Origin of the sequence: Brevundimonas sp. (assembly GCF_041648615.1) — a bacterium.
Lineage (GTDB): Bacteria > Pseudomonadota > Alphaproteobacteria > Caulobacterales > Caulobacteraceae > Brevundimonas.
Genome location: NZ_JBAZOS010000038.1, coordinates 1 through 26,721, shown reverse-complemented (window position 1 = coordinate 26,721; position 26,721 = coordinate 1). Strand labels below are relative to the sequence as shown.

The 26,721-nt window shown below is 68.8% G+C and carries 14 protein-coding genes and 1 pseudogene; 5 read left to right on the top strand and 10 right to left on the bottom strand.

The features are described 5' to 3' along the window. Nucleotides 1-294 precede the first annotated feature (294 nt). The 3 genes and pseudogenes from ligD (WC555_RS12980) to WC555_RS12970 all read right to left on the bottom strand — a co-directional run bounded on the left by ligD (WC555_RS12980) (nucleotide 295) and on the right by WC555_RS12970 (nucleotide 4,385). Entirely contained in the window at nucleotides 295-1,113 is an 819-nt protein-coding gene (ligD, locus tag WC555_RS12980) for a non-homologous end-joining DNA ligase (protein WP_373254162.1), read from the bottom strand. 232 nt (nucleotides 1,114-1,345) lie between these two features. Next, nucleotides 1,346-2,905 (bottom strand): annotated as a pseudogene (gene ligD / locus WC555_RS12975) (non-homologous end-joining DNA ligase); the annotation flags it as partial. A gap of 163 nt (nucleotides 2,906-3,068) precedes the next feature. After that, on the bottom strand, nucleotides 3,069-4,385 hold the full coding sequence (locus WC555_RS12970) for an ammonium transporter (RefSeq protein ID WP_373254158.1): 1,317 nt from the start codon (nucleotides 4,383-4,385) through the stop codon (nucleotides 3,069-3,071). A gap of 298 nt (nucleotides 4,386-4,683) precedes the next feature. On the opposite strand from WC555_RS12970, the gene WC555_RS12965 reads away from it, so the two are divergent. Then, the gene (locus tag WC555_RS12965) at nucleotides 4,684-7,500 is read left to right on the top strand and encodes a M16 family metallopeptidase (protein ID WP_373254157.1); all 2,817 of its coding nucleotides are present in this window, start codon (nucleotides 4,684-4,686) and stop codon (nucleotides 7,498-7,500) included. A 60-nt stretch (nucleotides 7,501-7,560) separates the two neighbouring features. Here the strand turns inward: WC555_RS12965 and WC555_RS12960 are convergent, their stop codons facing one another. The 4 genes from WC555_RS12960 to WC555_RS12945 form a co-directional block, all read right to left on the bottom strand. Next, entirely contained in the window at nucleotides 7,561-8,583 is a 1,023-nt protein-coding gene (locus WC555_RS12960) for an NAD-dependent epimerase/dehydratase family protein (protein WP_373254155.1), read from the bottom strand. Nucleotides 8,584-8,936: 353 nt separating this feature from the next. Next, the gene (locus WC555_RS12955; protein ID WP_373254153.1) at nucleotides 8,937-11,309 is read right to left on the bottom strand and encodes a glucan 1,4-alpha-glucosidase; all 2,373 of its coding nucleotides are present in this window, start codon (nucleotides 11,307-11,309) and stop codon (nucleotides 8,937-8,939) included. Nucleotides 11,310-11,317: 8 nt separating this feature from the next. Continuing rightward, nucleotides 11,318-12,844: an MFS transporter gene (locus WC555_RS12950; RefSeq protein WP_373254151.1), complete on the bottom strand. Its 1,527-nt coding sequence runs from the start codon at nucleotides 12,842-12,844 to the stop codon at nucleotides 11,318-11,320. 103 nt (nucleotides 12,845-12,947) lie between these two features. Then, nucleotides 12,948-15,023: a glycoside hydrolase family 97 protein gene (locus WC555_RS12945; protein ID WP_373254149.1), complete on the bottom strand. Its 2,076-nt coding sequence runs from the start codon at nucleotides 15,021-15,023 to the stop codon at nucleotides 12,948-12,950. A gap of 74 nt (nucleotides 15,024-15,097) precedes the next feature. Between WC555_RS12945 and WC555_RS12940 the strand changes: the two genes are divergently transcribed. Beyond that, on the top strand, nucleotides 15,098-16,126 hold the full coding sequence (locus tag WC555_RS12940; protein ID WP_373254160.1) for a LacI family DNA-binding transcriptional regulator: 1,029 nt from the start codon (nucleotides 15,098-15,100) through the stop codon (nucleotides 16,124-16,126). A gap of 2 nt (nucleotides 16,127-16,128) precedes the next feature. Here WC555_RS12940 and WC555_RS12935 read toward each other — a convergent pair whose 3' ends face one another. Beyond that, on the bottom strand, nucleotides 16,129-17,754 hold the full coding sequence (locus WC555_RS12935) for an alpha-glucosidase family protein (protein ID WP_373254147.1): 1,626 nt from the start codon (nucleotides 17,752-17,754) through the stop codon (nucleotides 16,129-16,131). After that, a complete protein-coding gene (locus tag WC555_RS12930; protein WP_373254145.1) occupies nucleotides 17,751-19,604 on the bottom strand; it encodes an alpha-amylase family glycosyl hydrolase in 1,854 nt (617 codons plus the stop codon). The genes WC555_RS12935 and WC555_RS12930 overlap by 4 nt, the downstream gene beginning before the upstream one ends. A 293-nt stretch (nucleotides 19,605-19,897) precedes the next feature. Here WC555_RS12930 and WC555_RS12925 point away from each other — a divergent pair, with 293 nt between their 5' ends. The 3 genes from WC555_RS12925 (at nucleotide 19,898) to WC555_RS12915 (ending at nucleotide 24,841) form a co-directional block, all read left to right on the top strand. Further along, on the top strand, nucleotides 19,898-22,687 hold the full coding sequence (locus WC555_RS12925) for a TonB-dependent receptor (protein WP_373254144.1): 2,790 nt from the start codon (nucleotides 19,898-19,900) through the stop codon (nucleotides 22,685-22,687). A 174-nt stretch (nucleotides 22,688-22,861) separates the two neighbouring features. Next, nucleotides 22,862-24,154 (top strand): glucose/galactose MFS transporter, encoded by a 1,293-nt coding sequence (gene gluP / locus WC555_RS12920; RefSeq protein WP_373254142.1) that lies wholly within the window; start codon nucleotides 22,862-22,864, stop codon nucleotides 24,152-24,154. A gap of 111 nt (nucleotides 24,155-24,265) precedes the next feature. Further along, nucleotides 24,266-24,841: a hypothetical protein gene (locus WC555_RS12915; protein WP_373254140.1), complete on the top strand. Its 576-nt coding sequence runs from the start codon at nucleotides 24,266-24,268 to the stop codon at nucleotides 24,839-24,841. On the opposite strand, the gene WC555_RS12910 is transcribed toward WC555_RS12915, so the two are convergent. Further along, nucleotides 24,838-26,349 carry a tryptophan halogenase family protein gene (locus tag WC555_RS12910; RefSeq protein WP_373254138.1) on the bottom strand — a complete coding sequence of 504 codons (1,512 nt, stop codon included), beginning with the start codon at nucleotides 26,347-26,349 and terminating at the stop codon, nucleotides 24,838-24,840. The genes WC555_RS12915 and WC555_RS12910 overlap by 4 nt on opposite strands. Between the last annotated feature and the right edge of the window lie 372 nt (nucleotides 26,350-26,721).

Below are 26,721 nucleotides of genomic sequence, written 5' to 3'. Positions count from 1 at the left end.
GGGGGTGGAGATAGCCTGTCGGAGGGGAGGGGTGAAGGGCGGGCGGGGGGACTCCCATTCTCCCTCCCCCTCCGGGGGAGGGATGTCGGCGCGCCAGCGACGACAGGGTGGGAGGGGCTTGGCGGGCGGGCGTCGGTGTTTGGGTCGCCGAGCCGCCCCCACCCGGTCGCTTCGCGACCACCCTCCCCCTCCGGGGGAGGGAGAGGCAGACGCGTTTCCCAGCCTTCGCGGGGTGCACGGAGGGGTTGGGGGGTGCGGTCCCCCTCCCCACGTTGTGGGGAGGAGACGCGGCGGTCAGAGCACCTTCTTCAGCACCGGCCTGAGATTGACCGCGCCGGCGCGGAAATCCTTCCACGGGTCGGGCTTCTTGAGCAGGGCGGCGGCGGCGTGGAGGGTGAAGGCGCGGGGGTCGAGGCCGGTCTTCACCTGGCCCCAGGACAGGGGGAAGGCGATGCCGGCGCCGGGGCGGGCGCGGGGGGACCAGGGGGCGACGGCGGTGGCCATGCGACCGTTGCGCAGATAGTCGAGGAAGATCTTTCCACCCCGCGCCCTCTTGGCGAGGGTGGTGGTGAAGTGGTCGGGGTCAGCGGCGCGGACGCGCTCGGACACCGCCCTGGCGAAGGCCTTGCACTCATCCCATTCGATGCGGCTTTTCGCGTCGGCGAGGATGGGCGCGACGACATGCAGGCCCTTGCCGCCGGTCGTCTTGACGAAGGGATGCAGGCCCAGGGCCTCCAGCTCCTTTTTCATCGTCTTCGCCGCGGTGATGACGTCGGCGAAATTCAGCCCCTCGTCGGGGTCGAGGTCGAAGGTGATCTGGTCGGGCGTCTCGGGATCGTTGGGCTTGCAGCCCCAGGGATGCAGCTCCAGCCCGCCCGACTGGCCGATGGCGACGAGGCCGCCGACGTCGACGACGCCGACATAGGGTTTGCGCTCCTTCACATCGATCAGCTTCAGCCGCGGATTGGAGCCGGGCATGGCGTGGCGCTGGAAGAACGTCTCGCCCGTGATCCCCTCGGGTGCGCGGATGATGGAGACGGGGCGGTCGGCGACGTGGGGCAGGATGCGTTCGGCGGCCATCTCGTAGTACTGGACGAGGTCGGCCTTGGTCAGGGCCGGCTTGCCGTCGGCCGCCGGCCACAGGACGCGGTCGGGGTTGGAGATGGTGACGCCGGCGACGACCAGCTTCGACTTGCCGCGCGTCCCGCCGGGGATGGCCAGCTGGGGCGGGGCGGAGACCTTGCCGGTCTCCCTTCGACGGTCTGGACGGGGCCTGCGGGTCCTCGGTCACCTCGAGGGCGGTCTTGTCCTCACGCAGGCCCTTGTAGGCCGCCTGACGCAGGGAGCCCGTGTCGGTGTAGCCGCCGTGTTCGATCTCGGCGACGAGGGTGGGCGTGACCCAGTGGATGGTCTGGCCCGCCGAGGACGAGCGGCGCGGGGCGCCCTTGCCGACGAAGGGGCTGTGTTCGGTCTTCGCCGCCTTCAGCGCCGGGAGCAGGGTCTTGAGCAGGGGCTGGGCGTAGCCCGTGCCGACGCGGCCGAGGTGGCGCAGGCCCTTGCCCTGTTTCCCGTCGACGTCCTGGACGCCGACGATGAGGGAGCGGAAGCGGTCGCCCTCGGACGTCCAGCCGCCGATGACGACCTCGTCCCGGCCGCGGCATTTGGACTTGAGCCAGGTGGTCGACCGGCCGCCATGATAGGGGGCGTCCAGCGACTTGGAGATGACGCCCTCGAGGTCCATGCGGCAGGCGCTGTCCAGCACGGCCTGGCCGGTGGTGGCGAAATGGTCGACGTAGCGGATGCGCTTGCGGGCCGTGGGCGGGATGCGGTCGATCCAGGCCCGCAGTCGCGCCTTGCGGTGCGACAGGGGCAGGCCGCGCAGATCCTCGTCGCCGTCGAACAGCAGGTCGAAGGCGAAATAGATCAGGTCGCCGGTGTCGCCGTTCGAGATCGCCGCCTGAAGGGCCGAGAAGTCGGGCATATGGTCTTCGGCCAGGGCGCACAGCTCGCCGTCGACGACGCCGTCGGGCCAATGGGCCGCGTCCTCGGCGTGGACCGGGAATTTGGCCGACCAGTCGAGGCCCTTGCGGGTGCGCAGGACGGCCTTGCCGCCGCCGACGCCGATCTGGATGCGGTAGCCGTCGAACTTGATCTCATGGGCCCAGCCGGCGCCGCGCGGGGGGTAGTCGGCGATCTTGCACAGCTGGATGGGGACGAAGGCGGGAGGTTTTGTGGAGGCGCCGGCGGCGGCTTTCGTCGGCCTGGCTTTGGCCGGGGCCTTGCGGGTCGCCGGCTTCGAGGGTTTCGAGCCCGGCGATCCCCCGGCGATCTCGGCCATGGTGCGGCCCGAGGCGATGGAGGCGTCGATCTCCATATTGGCGTCGCCCTCGCCTTCGACCGTGTATTCGTCGCGCTCCTTGATGAGCAGCCAGTTGCTGCGTTTCGAGGGTTTGCCACGGTCGGAGCGGAGGCGGATCAGGGCCCATTTTCCCTTCAGCCGTTCGCCGTGCAGGACCATCTTGATCTGGCCCTTCCTGAAGGCCGCATCGAGGTCGGGCTCCTGCGGCTCCCAGGTTCCGCGGTCCCACATCTGCACCGTGCCGGCGCCGTAGTTGCCGGCGGGGATGGTGCCCTCGAAGGTTCCGTAATCGAGCGGGTGGTCCTCGACCTCGACGGCGAGGCGTTTGACGAGGGTGTCGCGGGACGGGGCCTTGGTCACGGCCCAGGACTTGAGCACGCCGTCGACCTCGATGCGGAAGTCGTAGTGGAGGCGCGTCGCGGCGTGGCGCTGGATCAGATAGGTCAGGGCGGTCGCCTTCGACTTGCCCTTGCGGCCGGACGGCTCGGGGGTGTCGGCGAAATTGCGCTTCGCCTGATAGGTCTTGAGTTCGCCGCTGGCTGCCATGGGGGGTGAACGCCGGTCGGCGGGGAGCGTTGCCGGGGAGGGATCAGGGATGAGGGGTTAGGGATCAGGGATCAGGGATTAGGGATTAGGGATGGATGGCTGACACGCCTCTTCTTCTAATCCCTAATCCCTAATCCCTACTCCCTAATCCCTACTCTTGCCCCTACGGGTGCAGCGTCTCCCCATGCTGCGTGTAGTCCAGACCCTCGATCTCGGACTCCCTGTCGACGCGCAGGCCGGTGGTGAATTTGCAGATCATCAGGATCAGGAAGGTGCCGATGCCGCTCCAGGCGATGACGGCGACCAGGCCGATCGCCTGGTTGAGCAGATTGGCGTTGGCGGCGGCGGGGTTGATGGCGGCGGTGGCGAGGACGCCGGTCAGCAGGGCGCCGACGATGCCGCCGACCCCGTGCACGCCGAAGGCGTCGAGGCTGTCGTCATATTTGAAGGCGCGCTTGAGCCAGACGGCGCCCGCGTAGCAGGCGGGGCCGGCCAGAGCGCCGATGATGAAGGCGCCCTTGGGGTCGACGAGGCCGGCGGCGGGGGTGATCCCGACAAGGCCGGCGACGATGCCCGACAGCAGGCCCAGCAGGGTGGGGCGTTTGTGGTCGATCCATTCGACGGCGGTCCAGCCGATGGCGGCGGCGGCGGCGGCGAGCATGGTGTTGAGGGCGGCGACCGCGGCGATGCCGTCGGCGGCCCAGGCCGAGCCGGCGTTGAAGCCCAGCCAGCCGACGAACAGCAGGCCCGTGCCGATGGCCGTGAAGGCCAGGTTGTGCGGGGCCATATTGTCTCGCCCGTGGCCGTGGCGGGGGCCCAGGACGAGGGCGCAGACGAGGCCGGCCACGCCGGCGTTGACGTGGACCACCGCCCCGCCGGCGAAGTCGAGCACGCCCAGCGAGCCCATCCAGCCGCCGCCCCAGACCTGGTGGCAGATCGGGACATAGACCAGCAGGTGCCAGAGGAAGAAGAACAGGATCGAGGCCGAGAATTTGATCCGCTCGGCGAAGGCCCCGGCGATCAGGGCCGGGGTGATGATGGCGAAGGTCAGCTGGTAGGCGATCCACAGGAACTCGGGCAGGCCGGGCGCGAGGCTGTGGGCGGTGGCCGGGGTGACGCCGTCGAGGAAGGCGGCCTGCAGGCCGCCGATGACGCCGTTGGTCGCCGGGCCGCTGGAGCCGAACGACAGGCTGTAGCCGACGACGAACCAGAGCACGGTGACGATGGCCAGGGCGGCGGTGGAATGGGCGATGGTGGCGATGACGTTCTTGCGCCGCACCATGCCGCCGTAGAACAGGGCCAGCCCCGGCAGCGTCATCAGCAGCACCAGGGCGGTCGAGGTCAGGATCCAGGCCGAGGCGGCCTCGTTGAGGACCAGCGGCGCCTGGTGGGCGAGCAGGGCGGGCTCGGGCGCGGCGGCGAAGGCCGGGGTGGCGCAGAGTGCGGCGGCGAGGAAGGCGATGAGGGGGCGGGCGGTCATGCGCGGGTCCGGTCCGGAAGGTCAGAAGGCTCGGCCCGAACCGCGTTCGACGCCGCGGATACGGATAGGAGGCTATTGCAGCGCACAAGGCAATTCATTTCGTGTGCGGCGCAATAATCGCCGGCAGCGCTGCGCCGGTGGCTGGCCGGTGTGGGTTGTACGGCACGAACTGACCGGCGCGTGTCGCGGTCGCGGCATTCATTACACAGTTGCAATGATTCATATATTGCGCGCGAGGGCTGTCCGGGTGTCACTTCCCCGAGCTCACCGTCACTGTCCAGGTTCCAGGGGGAATTCCATGCGCACCGCCCGCCGTCTCGCCTTGCTCGGAGGGGTCGCCTCGACCCTGCTGATCGCCGCCGCCGCCCATGCCGAAAGCGCCGCCCCGCCGCCCGCCCTGCCGGCCGCCGCCGTGGCGGTCACCCAGGAGCGTCTGGCGCCCCTGCCCGACGTGGACATTCCCTTCACCAAATTCGTCCTGAACAACGGCCTGACCGTGATCGTCCACGAGGACCACAAGGTCCCGATCGTGGCCGTGAACATCTGGTACCACGTCGGCTCCAAGAACGAGCCGCAGGGCCGGTCGGGCTTCGCCCACCTGTTCGAACACCTGATGTTCAACGGGTCGGAGAACTACAACACCGACTTCTTCAAGGGCACGGAGCTGCTGGGCGCCACGGACCAGAACGGCACCACCAACACCGACCGCACCAACTATTTCCAGAACGTCCCGACCTCGGCCCTGGACTCGATCCTGTGGCTGGAGAGCGACCGGATGGGGCACCTGCTGGGCGCCATCGACCAGGGGCGTCTGGATGAGCAGCGCGGCGTGGTCCAGAACGAGAAGCGCCAGGGCGAGAACCAGCCCTATGGCCGGGTCTGGAACGCGATCACGGCCGCGACCTATCCGGACGACCATCCCTACGGCCACACCGTCATCGGCTCGATGGACGATCTGAACGCCGCCGACCTGCCGACCGTGCAGCAGTGGTTCCGCGACTACTATGGCCCGGCCAACGCCACCATCGTGCTGGCGGGCGACATCACGCCCGAGCAGGCCCGGGAAAAGGTCGAGCGCTATTTCGGCGACATTCCGCCGGGCCCCCCCGTCACCCAGCCGGTGCAGATGGTCGCGCGGATGACCGGCGAGCAGCGCGAGGTGATGTACGACCGGGTCGGGCAGCCGCGCCTCTACAAGGTGTGGAACACGCCGCGGGCCGGTTCGGCGGACTCGGACCACCTCGGCATGCTGGCCCAGGTGTTGAGCTCGGGCCGGAACTCGCGCCTCTACAAGCGGCTGGTGTTTGATGACCAGATCGCCACCCAGGTGGCGGCCTTCAACTCGGAAAGCGAAATCGGCAGCCAGTTTCTGGTGATGGTCACCGCCAAGCCGGGTCAGGACCTGGCCCGGATCGAGGCCATCGTCGACGAGGAGATGGCGCGGCTGTTGCGGGACGGCCCGACCGCGTCCGAACTCGAACGCGCGCGCACCACCGTCGGGGCCGGCTTCGTGCGGGGCCTGGAGCGGATCGGCGGCTTCGGCGGCAAGTCCGACATCCTCGCCGAGAGCGAGGTGTTCCACGGCGATCCGGCGGCCTGGCGCGAGTCCTATCGCCGCATCGTCGCAGCGCAGCCCGGAGATCTGACCCAGGTCGGCCGCGAATGGCTCACGGACGGCAGCTACTCCCTGCAGGTCCTGCCCTTCCCTGACTATGCGGCCCAGGCCACGGGCGTCGACCGCGCCCAGGGCGTGCCGCCGGCCACCGAGGCGGCCCAGGCGGTGTTCCCGACCATCGAACGCGCCCAGCTCAGCAACGGCCTCAAGGTCATGTTCGTGCAGCGCGCCAGCGTGCCCACCGTCAGCATGAACCTGATCCTCGACGCCGGCGCGGTGGTCGATGCGGACGCCAGCGCGGGTCTGGCGCAGCTGACCCCGCAGGTGATGACCAACGGCACGGACGATCTCGACGCCCTCGAGATCAGCGACCGCCTGCAACTGCTCGGCGCCACCCTGGGGGCCGGGTCGGGCACCAACGCGACCAGCGTCAACATGACCGCCCTGTCCTCGCGGCTGGACCCGTCGCTGGACCTGTATGCGGACGTGATCCTGAACCCGGCCTTCCGGCCCGAGGACTTCGAGCGCGCCCGGACCCAGCAGGTCGCCGGCATCCAGCAGGCCAACCGCAACCCCGGCGCCATCGCGCGCCGGGTCCTGAACGCCGAGATGTACGGGCCCGGCAACCCGTACGGGCGGCCGGCGAGCGGAACCGAGGCCACCGTCTCCAGCCTGACCCCGGCCGACGCCGAGGCCTGGCATGAGACCTGGTTCCGGCCCGACAACGCGACCCTGGTCGTCGTCGGCGACACCACCCTGGCCGAGCTGACGCCGAAGCTGGAGCGGGCCTTCGCCGGATGGCGGGCGCCGTCGACGCCCCTGCCGGCCCGACCCGGCCCGGCTGACGCGCCCGATCCCTCGGGCCAGCCGCGCATCCTGATCGTGGACCGCGCCGGACCGCAGTCGACCATCCTGGCCGGCCGTGTCGCTCCGGCCTTCGATCCCGCCACCGAGGCGGCGATCGACACCATGAACACCGCCCTCGGCGGCGCCTTCACCAGCCGGATCAACATGAACCTGCGTGAGGACAAGGGCTGGTCCTACGGCGCCGGCGGCGGCGTGCCCTATGGCCGCGGCGAGCGGATCTATTCGGTCAGCGCCGGGGTGCAGTCCGACAAGACGGCCGAGAGCCTGGCCGAGCTGCGCCGGGAACTGACCGAGGTCGTGGGTTCGCGTCCGCTGACCGAGACCGAGATCCAGGCGGCCCGGGCCAATATGGTCCTGGGTCTGGCCGGCAACTGGGAGACCAACGCCGCCATCGCCGGCGAGCTGCAGAACATGGTCGTCTGGGGCGTGCCCGAAAACTACTACGACACCTATGCCGGTACGGTCGGGTCCATGACGGCGGCCCAGGCCGCCGTGGCGGCGCAGGCCGTGGTCGGCTCGGGGCCCACGACCTGGGTCGTGGTCGGCGACCGGGCGTCGATCGAACCGAAGATCCGGGCGCTCGGCTACGGCGACGTCCAGGTGGTCGATATCTACGGCCGTCCGGTCCAGTAGGGACAGGGCATCGGGTTAGGGGAAGGGCGGGGCCGGCGACGGTCCCGCCCTTTTCGCGTCTCAGACGCCGTAGAAGTCGCGGTACCAGTCGACGAACCGCTGCACGCCGACGTCGATCGGGGTGGCCGGTTCATAGCCCAGGGCGGCGCGGGTCTCGGACACGTCGGCCTCGGTGCGGGTCACGTCGCCGTCCTGGACCGGCATGAGATTGAGCTCGGCCTTGCGGCCCAGCGCCTCTTCCAGCACCTGGATGTAACGCATCAGCGGCTCGCGCCGGCCGGCGCCGAGGTTCAGCAGCCGCCACGGCGCCACGCCCGAGGTGGACGGGTTCGGCGCCTCGGCCTTCCAGTCGGGATCAATGGCGGCGGGGTGGTCAAGGGCGGCGATGACGCCGTCGACGATGTCATCGATGAAGGTGAAGTCGCGCTCCATCTCGCCGTGGCCGTAGACGTCGATAGGGCGGCCCTCGAGGATGGCCTTGGTGAATTTGAACAGGGCCATGTCCGGTCGTCCCCACGGTCCGTAGACGGTGAAGAAGCGCAGGCCCGTCGAGGGGAAGCCGAACAGGTGGGAATAGGAGTGGGCCATCGCCTCATTGGCGATCTTGGTCGCCGCGTAGACGGTCAGCGGATGGGCGACGCCCTGTTTGACCGAGAAGGGCAGGGCGCCGTTGGCCCCGAAGGCGGAACTGGTCGAGGCGAAGACGAGGTGTTCGGCCTTCACCGCCCGCGCGCCCTCGAGCACGGTCAGGAAGCCGACGACGTTGGAGTCGACGTAGCTTTCCGGGTTCTCGAGGCTGTAGCGCACGCCCGCTTGCGCCCCGAGGTGGACGATGCGGCGCGGCGCGTGCTCGGCGAACAGGGCGGCCATGCCGGGGCGGTCGGCGAGGTCGAGCGTGTAGTGGCGATAGCCGGGCTGGGCCAGCAGCCGGTCGAGGCGCGCCTGTTTCAGCGCCGGGTCATAGTAGGCGTTGAGATTGTCGAGACCGATCACTGTCTCGCCGCGCGCCAGCAGGCGGTTGGCGACGTGGAATCCGATGAAGCCGGCCGAGCCGGTGACGAGGACAGGGCCGCGGGTGGTCATGGGGGAAGGGTTAGCGCCGGGAGGGCGGCGCGTCATCTTCCTTCTCCCGGGCGGGCGGGGTGCGGCGGCGGGGAGGTTCATCACAAAGGACACAACGAAGGTCACAAAGGACACGACGGGCCCGGGGCTGTGTCCACGTCAGTGTCTTTCGAAGGGATGAGATTGCGGCTTCGCCGCGATGGATGTGACTCCGAGCTCGGCGTGACGGCGTATCGTCGGCGTGCTGGACGTGGGTTCGGCTCTATCCGCCTCTCAGGTCCCGTTGTGTCCTTTGTGGTTTTCCTTTGTGTCCTTTGTGATGAACCAGCTCTCGCCGAAGCAACGGCGCGGACGGCGGCCGAAGGACGACCGCTCTACCGCGCGTACCGTTGCTCCACCGGGGCGTACCGGTCCCAGACCGCGCGGTCGGCGAGGGAGCGCAGCAGCTTGATGTATTCGGCGTGGGTCCAGGCGAGAGGGGTGGCGGAGTTGGTTCCCTGGCCGGGTTGATAGGCGTGCGGGGTCGCGTCGCCGACGCCGTCCCAGACCTGTTCCGGCAGCAGCAGGCCATCGTTGGCGAAGGATTCCATGCCGGCGACCCAGGTCCGGCGGATGGCGTCGAAGGCGGCGTCGGGCGCGCGATCGGCGGCGGCGCGGGCGATCTCGTAGTGGCCGCGCTCGCCGGTGAAGATGGGCCAGACCCGGCCGCGCTGGCCCGGCGTCATCCCGCCGACGCCGTAGTTTCCGCCGGTGTCGGCGTTCTCGCCATAGCCGTCATTGCCGTAGCGGCGGAAGCCCGGGACGCCGTTCAGGTCGTAGCGGACGCGGAAGCGGGCCTCGCGCGTCTGGTCGTCGTATTCGGGGAGGCTGGCGGTGATCGAGGGGGCGTCGGCGGCCCGCACGCCGTAGCGGACCAGCTCGAGGAAGCCGCCGTCGATGATGCGATCCTCGGGCATGGCGGGCTGGCCGTTGTTCTCGCCCAGCAGGCCGTGATCGTTGGGGTCCTCGTTGCGGCTGAGGCGCATGAAGTAGCGGCCGTCGCCGAAGGCCCCCGCCGTCGTGAACATGCGGGCCTCGATCTTCGAGGCGTAGTCGTCGGCGGCGGCCAGGTAACGGTCCGCCGAGGCCGGGTCGCCCGAGGCGCGGGCGATGTCGGCGGCGACGGTCAGGCCGGTGATGACGGCGGCGGTGGTGGAGGGGGAGTGGCCCTCCTGCTCCTCCCAGCGCTCCTGCTGGGTCCAGGGCGGGGTGATCCGGCGGTCGTTCCACAGCAGGCCGGCCTTGCCGCCGTCGACGAGGAAGTCGGCGGCGGGCTTGATCATGCGGCCGTACATGTCGGTCATCTCGGCGTCGGAGACGAGGCCGGCCTTCCACAGCTTCCAGCCCAGCATGATGGGCATGGCGGTCTGGTCCAGCTGGACCCCGACCCATTCGATCTCGCCGTCGACGTGGGTCTTCTGCAGGAACCAGCCGGTCGCGCCGGTATTGCCCGGGGTGTCGGCGCGGACTTGGACCTGGGGCAGGTAGCGGAAGGCGGCGACCGGCGTTTCGGCGTCGCCAAGCGCCATCAGGGCCATGGCCACCTGATAGAAGTCGCGCGGCCAGACGGCCTTGTAGCCGGTCGAGGATTCGGTGGCGTCGACCGTGTCGCCCCACGGGTTGGACAGGGAGGCGATCAGGGCGCCGGCGTGGGTGCGGTCCTCCTGCACCTTCAGCATCAGGGCCGAGGCGTACGCCAGCTTGCCGCCGTCGGTGGACTGTTCGGCGATGCGGGGGAGGTCGGTGAGGGCGGCGAGGTAGTCCTCCCAGCCGACCCGGTCGCCCTCGCCGTTGAAGCGGGCGAGGACCTCGTCGAGGCCGGTCTGGATCGAGCCTGTCGCGGCGTCAAAGGCATGGTGCGCGTCCGCGCCGAACCCGATCACGAAATCCTCCTCAAGGACTTGCCCTTCGGCCACGGAAGCCATCTGACCGGTGAGCATGATCGAACCGGTCTGACCGTCGGTGGTTTGGTAACGAGATCCGAGCCGGCCGTGCTCACGAAGCTCGGTCAATCCGTCAGAAACGCCGACGAAGCCGACACTTGCGGCACTGAACAGGGTGCCCGGTCTCAGTGTGAGGTGGACTTTGGCCGCCTCGGAGGCATTCAAGCTCTCGGGGGACACCCATCCTTCGTCGCCGACTCCGGTGTTGGCGAGATGCGGCTCGAGGAGAACGTAGGGGGTCAAGTTGCCGCGGATGGCGCGAATGGCCGTGCGCACGATCAACGCTTGGCCGTCCGGGTCCGTGAAGATTCGCTTCTCGATCTCGTAGCGGCCCTGCTTGTCCGTCGTGATCACCCGATACGCGGGGGACAGCGGACGGCCCTGTTCGTCCGTGTGCAGATATTCGGTGCGGCTGGTGGTGTCGGTCCCCTCGACCGACAGGCCGGTATCGGTGACGACCGCGAAGCGCAGCTGCTTGATCTGGGCCTCGTGGATCAGGCCGTACATGGTTTCGGTCAGGACGCCGTCGGCGATGGAGAACCAGACGCGGCTGACGTCGCCGGTGCGGCCGCCGTCGCGATACTGGCCATCGACATAGGCCTCGTAAGACGCGCCGGCGCCGGTCTTGGCGGCGTTGACCCAGGTGGGCGCAGCCCCCGGAGCGCCGGGGGCGGCCCCGGCGAGTGAGGTTTGGGCCAGCGTGGGCGCGGCGGTCGATAGGGCGAGGGCGGCGACGCCGGACAGCAGGACGGAGGGAAGGCGCATGGCGGAACTCACGGACGGGCGGGGGACGGGGTGAAGACGGGGACCCGCAGACTGGCGCCGGCGGCGATCAGGAAGCTGACGGCGCCGAGGACGAGGGCCCAGATCGGCTGGCCGCCGAACAGGCTGTTCAGCACGGCGCCGAGGATGGTGGCGGCGACCAGCTGGGGCACGACGATGAAAATGTTGAAGACGCCCATGTAGACGCCCATTTTCCGGCCCGGCACGGCGTTGGCGAGGATGGCGTAGGGCAGGGAGACGATCGAGGCCCAGGCGAAGCCGACGCCGATCATCGGGATCCACAGCCACTGCGGATCGCGGATCAGGAAGACGCCGAGGAAGCCGGCGGCGCCGAGGGTCAGGTTGATCGCATGCGCGCCCCTCAGACCCGTGCGATGGGCGATGACCGGGATGAGGAAGGCGGCGAGGGCGGCGACGCCGTTGTAGACGCCCATCAGCACCCCGACCCAGTTGGCGCCCTCGCCATAGCCGGCCGAGGTCGGATCGGGCGAGGCGTAGTGCACGGCCGTCACGGCCGGGGTCATGTAGATCCACATCGAGAACAGGGCGAACCAGCTGAAGAACTGGACCACGGCGAGGCCCTGCATGGTCTTCGGCATGGCGAAGATGTCGCCCATGATCTCGGTCAGGGCGTTGGCGCGGCCCGCGGCGGCGAGGGCGCCGACGGCCATCTGCATCAGGCCGAAGGCGAGGACGAAGCCGGCGAGGACGTAGAGCTCCTTCTGCAGGTCGAAGGTCGCGACGACGCCGGTCGCGATCGCGCCGGCAAAGGCCCACAGCAGGCCGCCGACGTACCAGGCGTTGCGGGAGCGGGCGGCGGCGGGCGCGTGGCCGGCGTCGCGGGACGCCTCGAAGGCCTCGATCTGTTCGGGGCTGTATTCGCGGGTGGTGAAGACGGTCCACAGCACGGCGGCCAGCAGGGCGGCGGCGCCGACATAGAAGGAGATGCGCACGGCCATGGGCACCACGCCCTCGGGCGCGGTCGAGGCGACCGAGAACCATTCGGTCAGGATCCACGGCAGGCAGGAGGCGAAGACGGCGCCGGCGCCGATGAAGAAGCTCTGCATCGCATAGCCGGTGGGGCGCTGTTCCTCGGGCAGGTTGTCGCCGACGAAGGCGCGGAACGGCTCCATGGTGATGTTGATCGAGGCGTCCATGATCCACAGCGTCGCCGCCGCCATCCACAGCACGGGCGAATTGGGCATGAAGACGAGGGCCAGGGTGGTGAGGATGGCGCCGACGAGGAAATAGGGCCGGCGGCGGCCCAGCGGCGTCCAGGTGCGGTCGCTGAAATGGCCGATGATGGGCTGGACCAGCAGACCGGTCAGGGGCGCGGCGATCCACAGGATGGCGAGGCTGTCGACCTCGGCGCCGAGGGTCTGGAAGATGCGGCTGGTGTTGGCGTTCTGGAGGCCGAAGCCGATCTGGATGCCGAAGAAGCCGACGCACATGTTCCAGATCGACCAGCCGCTGAGGCGGGGGCGACTCGCAAGCGTCTCCGAAGCCACCGGCGTCATGCTGGAAACCGATCAGGAGCCGTCAGGAAAGGCGTCGAAACCGGGAAGGAATTGGACGACGGATTCCGCGAGGATTTCAGGGAAAGGGAAGACGAAACAGTCGTCATTGTCTCCGCCCCCGGCCCAGGGGGACGAAGCGGATGGCCTGGCCGCCGCCGGGGGCGAGGCGCAGGCTGAGCGCATCGGCGGCGGTGACCTCACGTTGCTCGATGACGATGGCCTCGCGGTTGGTCTTCCAGTGGGCGTCGGGGGCGTCGCGGTAGATCTCGGCGCGATAGCGGCGGCCCGGGTCGAGGAAGGACAGGGAAGCGTCGAGCACGCGCGGATGTTCGTCGGTGATGGCGCCGAGGAACCATTCGTCCGAGTTGCGGTCCTTGCGGACCGTGGTGACGTAATCGCCGATCTCGCCGTTGAGGATGCGGGTCTCGGCCCAGTCGACGGCCACGTCCTTGATGAACTGGAAGGGACCGGGGTTGGCCTCGTAGTTGACCAGCAGGTCGGCGGCCATCTGGATCGGGCTGTAGATGGTCACATACAGGGCCAGCTGCTTGGCCCAGGTGGTGGCGATTCCGTCCGGGGCGCGGGTCTTCATGCCGAAGACGCCGGGGGTGTAGTCCATGGGGCCGGCCAGCAGGCGGGTGAAGACCAGATTGGCCTCGTGCTCGGGCGGATTTCCGGGCTGGCCCCAGGCGCTGAACTCCATGCCGCGCGCGCCCTCGCGGGAGATCATGTTGGGGTAGGTCCGGCGCAGGCCCGTGTCCTTGAAGGGTTCATGGGCGTTGACGGCGACCTGGTATCTGGCCGCGGTCTGGACCACGCGGAGGTGGTGTTGCGCCATGGGCTGGCTCTCGTGCCAGGCCAGGCGCGGCTGGCCGTCGGGGCCGCGCACCCGGGCGCCGGCGGCGTCGGCGACATAGCCGGTCTTGACCGAATGCCAGCCGAACCGCTGCATCTGGCCGAAGGCGGCGTCCAGCTGCTGCTCATAGTGGAAGGCGTTGCCGCCGGTTTCGTGGTGGCCGATGATCTCGACGCCCTTCGACCGGGCGTAGGCGGCGACGCGTTCGATGTCGAAATCGGGATAGCTCTGCGTGAAGCTGTAGTTCCAGCCGGTGCCGAACCATTCGCCGTCCCAGCCGAGGTTCCAGCCCTCGATCAGCACGCCGCCGAAGCCATGCTCGGCCGCGAAGTCGATGTGTTTGATGGCGTTTTCGGTGGTGGCGCCGTGTTTGGGCCCCGAGTTCCAGGTCTTGAGGTCGAGGTGCATCTCCCACCAGATGCCGACGTATTTCATCGGCTTGAACCAGCTGACGTCGCCCAGGGCGTTGGTCTCGTTGAGGTTCAGGATCAGGCTGGACTCGACCAGGTCCCCGGCGCGGTCGGCGATCTGAAGGGTGCGCCACGGGGTCGTGAAGGGGGTGGTCAGCTCGACCGCCGCATTGGTCAGGCCGGGGGTCAGGAAGGCCTTGAACCGCCCGCCCTCGACGCGGCGCAGGTTCATGCCGGAATAGTCGACCAGCGCCGCCTCATGGATCGAGACGTGCAGGCCGTCGTCGGTGCGGACGGTCAGGGGCGTCTGGGCCACGCCGACAGCGTCGATGGGGGTGCGGTTGTAGAGATATTCCTCGCGGTTCCACTCGAAGGCGGGGATCCACCAGGCCGTGCCGGACTCGACGACGGCGAACTCGGTCAGCTCGTCGCCGATGTTGACGGTCTTGAGGTTGGGCTGGTCGGGGAATTCGTAGCGGAAGCCGAGACCGTCGTCATAGAGGCGGAAGATCACGTCGATGCGCCGCTCGAGGCCGAATTTCTCGGTCAGGTGGACGCGCAGCTGGGTGTAGCGGTTGCGGATGAAGCGGCGCTCGCCCCACGGCTGCTCCCAGGTGTCGTCGTGCGCGGTGGGGGCGTCGGCGGTGACGGCGAAATTCCGTTCCAGCTTGGCCGCGTCGGTCAGCAGGAAGCCGAGCCGCGAGGGGGCGATGACCGGCCGGCCCAGGCGGCTGACGCTGTATTCCGCGCGGCCTTCCCCGGTGACGGTCACCGAGACGGACAGGACGCCGTCGGGCGAGGTCGCGCCGACCACGGCGGCGGCTTCCTGCGCCCTGGCGACGGCGGGCACGGTCGCGAGCGCGGCGGTGGTCGAGATCAGATGGCGGCGGGTCAGCATAAGGGGGAACTCCACGGAACAGCACTTGCCAAGCGCGGACGTGGCGGCGCAGAACAAGCAAGGTTTGCAGCAAATTTTGCAGACAGGATATCGACCGGAGCCCGCGATTGAGCCGCAACACCCGTCTTGAGGACCTGGCCAAGCTGGCGGGCGTGTCGATCTCCACCGCGTCGCGGGCGCTGAACGACAGCCCGGCCGTGAACGCGCGCACCAAGCAGCTGATCTGGAAGCTGGCGCGCGAGCACGACTATCCGTTCCGCCGCTACATGCCCGCGGGCCCCATCGGCGCCGACGGCGTGATCGCCCTGGTGACGCCGCGACCGCAGGGGCGCGAGGGCCGGCTGAGCGATCCGTTCTTCCTCGAACTGCTGGCCGGGGTCGGCGAGGCGGCGCGCGAGCGCGGCTGCGACGTGATCATGAGCCATTTCTCGCCCACCAGTTATGACGACCTGTCGGCGGCGATGAACACCAGCCGGGCCGACGGGGTGATCTTCCTGGGCCAGAGCACCCTGCACCAGAGTCTGAACCGGCTGGCCGAGACCGAGGGCCGTTTCGTGGTCTGGGGCGCCCAGATGCCGGACCAGGCCTATTGCTCGGTCGGGTCGGACAATCTGGCCGGCGGCCGGCGCGCGACCCTGCATCTGGCGCGGCTGGGACGGAAGCGCATCGTCTTCCTCGGCGATCTCGAGCCGCCCGAGGCCATGCAGCGCCATCGCGGCTATCTGGAAGCCCTGGCCAAATCGGGCATCGAGGTCGATCCCGAGCTGATCATGGAGGCGCATTTCGAGGTCGAGTCGGCCGAGGCCTCGGTCGACAGTCTCATTCGACGCGGCGTGAAATTCGACGGCGTGGTCTGCGCCTCGGACCAGATCGCCCTCGGCGCCGTGCGAGCCCTGCTGCACGCCAATCTGCGGGTGCCCGAGGATGTGTCCGTGATCGGCTTCGACAATGTGCCGTTCAGCCGCTACGCGCGGCCGGCCCTGTCGACCATCGCCCAGGACACGATGAAGGCGGGCCGGCTGCTGGTGTCCAAACTGCTCGACAACCCCGGCGACTCCGTCGGCCGGTCGGAGCGGATCCCCACCGACCTGATCGTACGCGAGAGCTGCGGGGGCTGAGGTCATCCGGCCGCCAGCACCAGACCGGCCATCGGCGGCAGCACGCCTGATTGTGACGGATCGAGATTGACCGCCTCCAGCACCTGATGCCCCTCCGGCAGGGTCCAGGCGACGGGCTCGTGACCGAGGTTGAAGACACAGACCAGACGCTCGCCCTCGTAGACGCGCTCGAAGGCCAGCAGATCGTCGTTGTGGTCCAGCAGGGTCATCTCGCCCCGCATGAGGGCCGGATGGGCCTTGCGGAAGGCGACCAGGCGGCGCGTGGCGTGCAGCATGGAGGATGGGTCGCGCTCCTGCCGGTCCACGGACAGGGCGACGTGGCGCGGATCGACCGGCAGCCAGGGCTCGACCGTCGAGAAGCCGGCCTGCGGCTTGTCGGCGGCCCAGGGAATGGGGGTGCGGGCGCCGTCGCGGCCGAGGGTCAGGGGCCAGTTGGCGATGGCCTCGGGATCGACCAGCCGGTCGTAGGGCACATCAGCCTGGGGCAGGGCCAGCTCCTCGCCCTGATAGATGAAGACATTGCCGCGCAGGGTCATCAGCAGCAGCATCGCCATCCCGGCGAAGGCCCGCAGGTCGCGGCCGCCGGCCCAGCGCGAAATGGCCCGCGGGGCGTCGTGATTGGAGAAGGTCCAGGACGGCCAGCCCTGTCCGTCGCGCCCGTGCCAGGCCTCGGCGCCCACGCGCACCAGCCGGCATTCCAGCGTCGGGGCGTAGAGGTAGAGGAAGCCGTAGGCGCTGTTCAGATGGTCGTCGCCCCGGGTGAAGGCCTGCATCTCGCGCTCGGCGTGATCGCCGCCAACCTCGGCGACAGTGAAGCGGCCGCCGTAGCTGTCGGTCAGGGCGCGGATGCGGGCGAGGAAGTCGACGATGCCCGGCTGGGACTGGTTGTGCACCTTGTCCTGGAAGTCGAACGGCCGGGTGCGCTTGCCGCCGGGCGGCAGGGGCGGGTTATCCGTCAGCTTCGGGTCGTGCATCGAGAAATTGATGGCGTCGAAGCGGAAGCCGTCGACGCCGCGATCCAGCCAGAAGCGGGCGGCGTCCAGCAGGGCGTCCTGGACGTCGGGATTGTGCAGGTTCAGCTGCGGCTGTTCCGGCAGGAAATTGTGCATGTAGTACTGGCCGCGCCGCGCGTCCCAGGTCCAGGCCGGGCCGCCGAACACGGACTGCCAGTTGGACGGCGGCGAGCCGTCGGGCCTGGCGTCGGCCCAGACGAACCAGTCCGCCTTCGGATTGGTGCGCGACTGGCGGCTTTCCTCGAACCAGACGTGCTTGTCGGAGGTGTGGGCGAACACCAGATCGGTGATGATCTTCAGGCCCAGTTCGTGGGCGCGGGCGACCAGGCGGTCGAAGTCGGCCAAGGTCCCGAAGATGGGATCGACGTCGCAATAGTCGGCGACGTCATAGCCGAAATCCTTCATCGGCGAGGTGAAGAAGGGACTCAGCCAGACCCCGTCCACGCCCAGTGAGGCGATGTGGTCGAGATGGGCCGTGACCCCGGCCAGATCGCCGACGCCGTCGCCGTTGGTGTCGGCGAAGCTGCGCGGATAGACCTGATAGATGACGGCGCCGCGCCACCATTCGGCGGCGTCGGACAGGGCGGCGGGGTGTTCGAGAATCTGGGCGGTCACGCTGGTCTTTCGGATACGCAGACAAGATAGCCCAGGGCGGGCACGGAGACAGAGACGGCGCCCGGAGCGGCGCTGCGGACGGGGCAGGCGCCGATCAGGGCGCGCCACTCGGCGGACCCGACCTCGACCGCGACATTGACGTCGCGCGGCTCGGTCGAAGTGTTGAACACCACCAGGGTCTCGCCGTCATCATCGAGCCGCGAAATGGCCAGCACGCCCGGCGTCTGGTCGGCGGTGCGGACGACGACGCGGCCGCGGCGAAGACGGGCGTCGGCGGCGCGGGCCGCGCTCATTGCGGCGATGCGCCGGTACATGTCGGCGTTGGTGTCGAACGGCCCGGACGCCCGGCCGATGCGGCGGTCGTCAGCATAGGCGGGGACGCGGGTCTCGAACATGTCCTGGCGTGAACGACGGTCGCCGCCGTCGCCGGTGAAGCCCTGTTCGTCGCCGTAGTAGATGACCGGCACGCCGCGGCCGAGCAGGACGAGGGCGTGGGCGAGGGCCGAACGGTCCAGCAGTTCGGCGTCGGAGATGTCGGGTTTGGCGGTCAGGATCAGATGGCCGATCCGGCCCATGTCGTGATTGCCGGTGAAGGTGGGCAGGCGCAGCGCCGTCTCCGCACCGCCGGCGTAGATGGCGTCCTCCATCAGCAGATAGCCCATGGCGTCCGGGTTCCCCGCGCCCGTGACCATGTTCTGGACGACGCGCTGCCAGGCGAAGTCCAGCACCGTGGGCAGGCCGTCGACCACGGTGTGCATGGCGGCCGTGCCGCTCTGGAAATCGTAGGTCTCGCCGAAGATGTGGAAGTTGGGGATGCCCTTGGCGCGGGCGCGCTCAAGGATGGCGGGGACGAAGGCCTGCCAGAACTCGGGGTTCACGTGCCGGGCCGTGTCGATGCGGAAGCCGTCGACGCCGTAGTCGTCGATCCAGCCGCCATAGACGTCGATGAAGCCCTGGACCACGCGGGGATGCTCGGTGAACAGGTCGTCGAGGCCGGAGAAGTCGCCGTCCATGCGGGCTTCGCTGTACCAGGCGCTGTTGCCCCGGTTGTGATAGAGGCCGACGTCGTTGAGCCAGGCCGGGACCTTCACGCCCTCCTCGCCCGCGGGGACATACGGCGTGTAGGCATAGTCGGGACGGGTCAGGGTCGAGAAGTCGCCGCCGGGCGCGCCCGTGAATCCGGGGTTGATGGCCTCGCCCGTCAGTCCGCCGCGGCGTTGATAGGGATAGTCGCCCTTCCAGCGGTAGCCGCAGTCGTTCTGCGGGCACTCCCGGTAGCGGATGACGTCGGCGGTGTGGTTGATGACGATGTCCAGATAGACCTTCATCCCGCGCGCATGGGCGGCGTCGACCAGGGCGCGGAAGTCGTCGTTGGTCCCGAAATGCGGATCGATGCGGGTGAAGTCGGTGATCCAGTAGCCGTGATAGGCGGCGCTCTCCTGGCCCGGCGGACCCTGCACCCACTTGTTGACGAAGGGCGGCGCGATCCACAGGGCGGTGGCGCCCATGCCCTGGATATAGTCGAGCCGGGCGGTCAGGCCCTTCAGGTCGCCGCCGTGGTAGAAGCCGGGATCGGTCGGATCATAGCCGGTGGCCAGACGGTCGCCGCGGACGCCGCCGCGGTCGTTGGCGGGATCGCCGTTCTCGAACCGGTCGGGCAGCACGAAATAGATCACCTCGTCTTCGGCCGGCCGCTGACGCAGCGCTTCGAGACCGGCGGGCGAGGGCTGGGCCCCCGTCGAGCGGGTCCCCGTCGATTGGGCCCGGGCCGGCGACACGGCGCCGGCGAGTGCGCCCGCCAGCAGGGCGGCGACACAGACTCGATTCCACCGGTGGGGTCGTCCCGTCATGGTCTGGCGTTCCTCGGTGTCCGCGAACGACGTGGTTCGCCGGATCAGTTTGCAAGATTTTGCAGTGCTGCGACCGTCTGTCAATCCGTTCAGTCCATGCGTCGGAAATGCGGCGGTGCAGGGAAGAACAGCCTTGTGCAGTGCGGTATGGGGCGAGGGCCCGTCACATTTCGGCCACGCTCCGATCCCGGTCTGACGATTCCCGGCTTGCAAGGTTCCCATAAGTTTGCATAACTTTGCGGTGAGAGCCCGGACGCTTCGACAGAAATGCGCCGGCCAGGGAGAGAATGACGATGAGAACCCAAGTCACCCGACGTGCGCGTCTGCTTGCCGGAGCCGCCGTCGGCCTGGCCGGCGTCATGGCCTTCGCCGGCGCCGCCGCGGCCCAGAGTACGCCGCAGGATCCCGACGCGACCGAGATCGACGAGGTCATCGTCACCGGCATCCGCGCCTCGATCCAGAACTCGATCGCGGCCAAGCGGAACAACACCTCGATCGTCGAGGTCGTGACCGCCGAGGACATCGGCAAGCTGCCCGACGTCTCCATCGCCGAATCGCTGGCCCGCCTGCCGGGCCTGGCGACGCAGCGGCTGGATGGCCGGGCGCAGGTCATCAGCATCCGCGGTCTGGCGCCCGACTTCACCACCTCATTGCTGAACGGCCGCGAGCAGGTGTCCGCAGGCGACAACCGCGGCGTCGAGTTCGATCAGTACCCGTCCGAACTGCTGGGTAGCGTTCTGGTCTACAAGACGCCCGACGCGGCCCTGATCGGCCAGGGGCTGGCGGGAACCGCCGATCTGCGCACCATCCGTCCGCTGGCCTACGGCCGTCAGGCTATTGCCGCGAACGCCCGCTACGAGTGGAACGACTACGGCGCGCTGAACTCAGGCACCGCGGACACCGGCCAGCGCTACAGCATCAGCTACATCGACCAGTTCATGGACGGCAAGCTGGGCGTGGTTCTGGGCTACGCCCATCTATCGACGCCCTATCAGGCCGAGCGTTTCAACGCCTGGGGCTATCCAAACGACAATGCGGTGGCGCGACCCAACCTGGTGATTGGCGGGGCCAAGCCCTATGTGCAGTCCAGCGAGCTTGTGCGGGACGGCTATCTGGCGACCATCGAGTACGCCCCCAACGACCGCTACCGCACGACCTTTGATGCCTTCTATTCCGAGTTCGACAATACGCAGATCCTGCGCGGCATCGAATTCCCCCTTGCTTGGGGCGGCTCGTCTGGCGCCTGCCCGGGACCGGCGGCGACTTGCCGTCCCGGACCCCAGTTGCAGCCGGGATTCACGGTTGCGGACGGTCTCGTTACTGCCGGCACCTTCGCCAACGTGAAAGGGGTGGTCCGCAATGACGGAAATCGCCGCACGGCCGAACTGACCTCGCTGGGCTGGAGCAATGAGTTCCAGCTCACCGACCTCTGGTCCGCCAGCCTGGACCTCAGCTATTCGAAGGCCGACCGCACCGATGTCGTGCTGGAGACCTATGCCGGCACGGGCCGGGACGTGCAGGGCGCCCTGGACACCCTCCGGTTCGCCTCCACGCCGCAAGGCACGACCTTCTCTTCTGTGCTCAACTACGCCGACCCCAACCTGATCCTGTTGACAAGCCCCCAGGGGTGGGGCGGAGGCGATGTCCCGGGAGGCCAGGACGGCTTCATCAACAGCCCTTCGATCGTCGATGAACTCCAGTCGATTCGCGGCTCTGTCGTCCGCGAGATCGAGAACAGTCCGGTCAGCCGGGTCGAGCTGGGCGTGAACGTCACGTCCCGCGACAAGGAGCTGGACCTCGAGCGCTACTATCTGTCCCTGGCGGCCAATGTCGCGGACCCGCTGCATCGGACCAGCGTGCGGGTGCCCAGCCAGTTCCTGCTCCAGCCGACCCAGCTGAGCTACCTCGGGCTCGGTGGCATGATCAGCTATGACCCGTTCGCCCTCGTGGACAGCGGCATCTACAACCTGATCGCGGCTCGCGATGACAATCTGCTGGCCTTCGGCTGGGAGGTCTCGGAAGAGGTCCGGACCGCCTACATCAAGGCCGATCTGGACACGACGCTTCTGGGCATGCCCCTGACCGGCAATCTGGGGTTCCAGGTCGTGCAGACGGACCAGAGTTCCAACGGCACCCAGGCGGCGGGTAATCCGGCCGTCGCCCGCCCGGTCTCGGGCGGCGACGACTATGTTGAGGTTCTGCCCAGCGTCAACCTGGTGTTCGAGGCGCGTGAAGACCTGTTCGTTCGTATCGGTCTGGCGCGGCAACTGGCGCGTCCGCGGATGGACCAGATGCGGGCTTCCATCAACATCGACTACGACCCCTCCAAGGCGGCCAATACGTCGGTGTCCAACTCGCCCTGGGGTGGCAGCGGCGGCAATCCGGCCCTGCGACCGTGGATCGCCAATGCGGTCGATATCTCGGTCGAAAGATATTTCGGCACCAGCGCCTACATCTCTGTGGCCGCTTTCTACAAGGACCTTGAGAGCTACATCTACGATCAGCAGGAAGTTCGTGACTTCGCCGGCTATCCGGTGCCCAGCGGTCCCGCGCCGGCGATCACCCAAGGCATCATCAGCACGCCGCAGAACGGTGAGGGCGGGGTGATTCAGGGGGTCGAACTAGCGATCTCGACGCCGTTCGACGTGTTCTCACCGTGGCTCGAAGGGTTCGGGGCGACGTTCAGCCTCTCGTATACCGACAGCGAGATCGTCCCTAATCCGGGCAATCCGTCCCAGCCGCTGCCGGGGCTGTCACGGACGGTCGGCAACCTGACCGTCTATTACGAAAGGGACGGGCTGCAGGCGCGGATCAGCAACCGCTATCGCTCGGAATTTCTCGGCGAGTTGTCGGGGGTGGGCACCGACCGTATCCAGCGGATGGTCGATGCGGAATCGGTCGTCGATGCCCAGATCGGCTATGAATTCCAGTCGGGTCCGCTGGAAGGCCTGTCGGCCCTGTTCCAGGTCAACAACCTGACGGACGAGCCATTCAAGACGTTCGAGAACGACGACACCCGCCGGGTGCTGGACTACCAGTCCTACGGCCGGACCTATCTGTTCGGAATCAACTACCGCTACTGACCGTCCCGACCGGTCGGGCAGGGGCCGCCGCGGGGAACCGGGGCGGCCCCTTCCAATTCGGCGTCCGGCCACTTTTGGTTACGAGGGCCGTCAAACCGCTGGACGCGACCGCCCACGGATGAAACCAAAGACGCCATGGCCGGCGCGAGACGACGCCGGCGACCGGGGAGAGACATGACCGACATCCAGAGCGCGCCGCGCAAGGGCGCCAGCCTCGCCTTCGCCTATGTGACCACCCTGTTCTTCGCCTGGGGCTTCGTGACCTCGCTGATCGGACCGCTGATCGCGGCGGTGCGGCGCGTGTTCGAGCTGAGCTACACCGAGGCGACGCTGACGACCTTCGCCTGGTTCATCGCCTATGGCATCGCCTCGATCCCGGCGGCCGCGATCCTCGGCCGGTTGGGCTACAGCAAGGCCATCATCGTGGCCCTCGTGACCATGGTGGCGGGGTGTCTGATCGTGCCGATCGCGACGATCGTGGACTGGTATCCCGGCGTGCTGATCGCCCTGTTCGTGATCGCCTCGGGCGTGACCCTGCTGCAGGTCGGCGCCAATCCCCTGGTGGCGGCCCTGGGCGCGCAGAAGAGCTCGCACGCGCGCCTCAACTTCTCGCAGTTCTTCAACTCGCTGGGCACCACCCTGGGGCCGCTGATCGCCGCGCCGATCCTGCTGACCGGGGGCGTCTTCGCCGCCGACGCCATCATCACCGATCCGGCGACGCGGGCGGAATCGCTGCGCAGCATCGACCTGGCCTTCCTGGCCGTGGCGGTCTTCTTCGCCGTCCTGGCGGGCTTCATCTTCAGCGCGCGCAAGACCATCAACGCCGCCGCCCCGATCCCGACCGCCGATGACCGGATGTCGCCGCTGGTGGCGCTGAAGTCGCCGTGGGCCGTGTTCGGCGCCCTGGCCATCTTCTTCTACGTCGGCTCGGAAGTGACGATCGGCGACCTGATGACCAACTTCCTGCACAGCCCGGAGATCCTCAACATCCCGCTGGCGGCCGCCGGCAGCATGGTGGCCTACTACTGGGGCGGGGCCATGGTCGGGCGTCTGGTCGGCGGTCTGCTGATGCTGACGAAGATTCCGGCCGTCACCATCCTGATCGTCAACACCACCGTGGCGGCGGCCCTGTGCCTGGTGGTCACCCAGACCAGCGGGACCACGGCGGCCTACGCCGCCATCGCCATCGGCTTCTTCAACTCGATCATGTTCCCGACCATCTTCACCCTGACCCTGGAACGGTCGACGGCGCCGATCCCGGCCACCTCGGGCCTGCTGGTGTTCGGCATCATCGGCGGCGCCGTCCTGCCCCCGATCGCGGGCCAGATCGCCGATCGCGCGGCGACGCTGAACCCGGTCTTCTATGTGCCGCTGGTCGGCTATCTGCTGCTGGTCGGTTTCGCCATCGCCGCCTCGCGCGCCAGGACCCGCAACACCGACGCCGCGGCGGCGCCCGGCGGCCACTGATCCGCCGACATACGACAGGGCCGCCGACGGCATCGTCGGCGGCCCTTGCGCGTTCGGGTTCCGGTCGCCCAGGATAGGGGCGGGGCTGCGGAGAAGTGCATGATCGGAATGATGAGACGCGCCGGACTGCTGGGGCTGTTGCTGGCCCTGGTCGCCGCCCCGGCCTGGGCGGAGGTGATCCTGACCTTCTACGCCCACCCCGGCGCGCGCATCCGGGGCGGCGATCTGCTGTTCCCCCATGCCTACGTCCACGCTTCGGGATCGCTGGACGATACGGGCGACGCGGTCGACTGGGCGGCGGGGTTCACGGCCAGATATCCGGGGCCCCACCTGCTGCTGGCCACCGGTCCCGGCGTGGTCGCCACGCCGGAGGCCCGCTATGTCGGAGAGGGAAAACCCTATCTCAGGATGACGGTCAGCGACGCCGTCTATCGCGCGGTTCGCGCCCGGTCCGACTGGTGGAACGGGCGGGAGGGATCGCTGTACGACCTGCGGCGCCGCAACTGCATCAGCTTCGTCGCCGACCTGGCGCGGGTGGCCGGGCTGCAGACCGCGAAGGAGCCCTCCATGAAGCCGGGGACCTTCCTGGAGGCGACGGCCGCCCTGAACCCCGCCGCGGCCTGGCGCGAGACGCCGGTTGTCGCGGCGAGCGCCGGTCCCGCGCCGATCCCCGATCCCGCGCCCTAGGCGTCGCCCGACCACATGGCGTGGGCCCTGAGGTAGGCCTCGTGTTCGGGCAGGCCGTCGATCGTCCGCGCCAGCGTGTCGGAGATGTTGCGCAGGCCGGCCGAGGCCCTGTCGGCGTCCTGATAGGCGTAGAGCGGATTGGACGTGCGGGGGATGATCCCCTGGCCGTACATGACGGCCAGCCACGAGCCCTGGCTGAAATACTCGTCGGCCCCGACCTGATACAGCAGGGCGCGGTCGCGGAAGGCCTCGACCCGTTCGGCCAGGCTGTCGGGGATCGGCATGGCCGCGACCTGGCGCCAGAACGGCGAATCGTCCCGCCGGCTCGCGTGGTAGTGCAGGATGACGAAGTCTCGGATCAGTTCGACCTCGCGGCCCAGACGGCGATTGTAACCCTCGATGTTCACGGGGCTGAAATCCTTGTCCGGGAAATGCTGCAGCAGGCGATAGATGCCGGACTGGACCAGATGGATGCTGGTCGATTCCAGGGGCTCGATGAAGCCGCTGGACAGGCCCAGACTGACGACATTCCTGTCCCAGTATTTCCTGCGCCGCCCCGTCACGAAGCGCAGCGGCCGCGGTTCGGCCAGCGGCTCGCCGTCGAGGTTGGCCAGCAGGGTTTCGCGGGCGTCGTCGTCGGACAGATGGTCCGAGCAGTAGACGTAGCCGTTGCCGGTGCGGTGCTGCAGGGCGATGCGCCACTGCCATCCCGCCTCGCGCGCCGTCGACAGGGTGTAGGGCGTCAGCGGCTTCACCCTGGCGCAGGGCACGGCCATGGCGCGGTCGACCGGCAGCCAGTGCGACCAGTCCTCATAGCCGGCCTTCAGCGCGCCCTCGATCAGCAGGGCGCGGAAGCCCGTGCAGTCGATGAACAGATCGGCCTTGAGGATGCGGCCGTCCTCCAGCGTCACGCCGTCGACGAAGCCGTCCTCGCCGCGCTGGACGACGTCGACGATCCGGCCCTCGATCCGCTCGACGCCGCGCCCTTCGCAGACCCGGCGCAGGTATCTGGCGTAGAGGCCGGCGTCGAAATGATAGGCGCTGAACAGGCCGTTCCCGGGCGCGCGCGGATCGGGATCGCGGTCTCCCACCTTGCCCGCGTCGGCGGCGCGCCAGCAGATGGAGTAGTCGCCCAGGTCGCCGGCGAGACCGCGCGCCTTCAGGGAAAAATACGTCTGCTGGAAATCGGCCAGGGTCGGACCGCGGCCGAAGGTGCCGAACGGGTGGACATAGCGGTTGCCGACATGACCCCAGTCCTTGAAGACGATGGCGACCTTCAGCGTGGCCCGGGTCTCGCGCATGAACTCGGCCTCGTCGAGACCGATCATGGCGTTGAAGTCGCGGATGGGCGGCACGGTGGCCTCGCCCACGCCGACAATGCCGATCTCGTCGGACTCGACCAGCGAGACCCTGGCGTGCGGGCCCAGGGTCCGTTGCAGGGCCGCCGCCGCCATCCAGCCGGCCGTGCCGCCGCCGACGATCAGGATGGACCGGATGGGTTCGGACATGATGGGTTCCCCGCTTGCTCCAGATTTGCCCCAGTCACGCCCGCGTTCCAAGAGCGGCCGGCGGGTTCGCAGTTTGTTTACCCGGGGCGCCGCCATTCTTGCCATTGCCTAACCGGCGACCCGGGTTCTAGGGTCGGGCCCGGGGCATGGGTCGGGTAATCATATGCGCAGTCGATTTGCAGTGGGACTGCTGTCCCGGGCCCTCCTTGTCGCCGCAGTTCTGACGCCGCTCGCCGCCTGTGGTGGCGGCGGTGGCGGCGGCGGCGGCGGCGGCGGAATCGTCACGCCTCCGCCCCCACCCCCGCCCCCCCCGCCCCCCCCCCCGCCCCCGCCGCCCCCGCCCCCCCCCCCGCCGCCCCCCCGGCCGCCCGC

What these genes read in the sequence shown, in the direction of transcription:
- WC555_RS12970 (WP_373254158.1), bottom strand. Translation starts at nt 4,385, where the DNA reads ATGACCGCCCGCCCCCTCATCGCCTTCCTCGCCGCCGCACTCTGCGCC.
- WC555_RS12965 (WP_373254157.1), top strand. Translation starts at nt 4,684, where the DNA reads ATGCGCACCGCCCGCCGTCTCGCCTTGCTCGGAGGGGTCGCCTCGACC.
- WC555_RS12960 (WP_373254155.1), bottom strand. Translation starts at nt 8,583, where the DNA reads ATGACCACCCGCGGCCCTGTCCTCGTCACCGGCTCGGCCGGCTTCATC.
- WC555_RS12955 (WP_373254153.1), bottom strand. Translation starts at nt 11,309, where the DNA reads ATGCGCCTTCCCTCCGTCCTGCTGTCCGGCGTCGCCGCCCTCGCCCTA.
- WC555_RS12950 (WP_373254151.1), bottom strand. Translation starts at nt 12,844, where the DNA reads ATGACGCCGGTGGCTTCGGAGACGCTTGCGAGTCGCCCCCGCCTCAGC.
- WC555_RS12930 (WP_373254145.1), bottom strand. Translation starts at nt 19,604, where the DNA reads ATGACGGGACGACCCCACCGGTGGAATCGAGTCTGTGTCGCCGCCCTG.
- WC555_RS12925 (WP_373254144.1), top strand. Translation starts at nt 19,898, where the DNA reads ATGAGAACCCAAGTCACCCGACGTGCGCGTCTGCTTGCCGGAGCCGCC.
- gluP (WP_373254142.1), top strand. Translation starts at nt 22,862, where the DNA reads ATGACCGACATCCAGAGCGCGCCGCGCAAGGGCGCCAGCCTCGCCTTC.
- WC555_RS12915 (WP_373254140.1), top strand. Translation starts at nt 24,266, where the DNA reads ATGAGACGCGCCGGACTGCTGGGGCTGTTGCTGGCCCTGGTCGCCGCC.
- WC555_RS12910 (WP_373254138.1), bottom strand. Translation starts at nt 26,349, where the DNA reads ATGTCCGAACCCATCCGGTCCATCCTGATCGTCGGCGGCGGCACGGCC.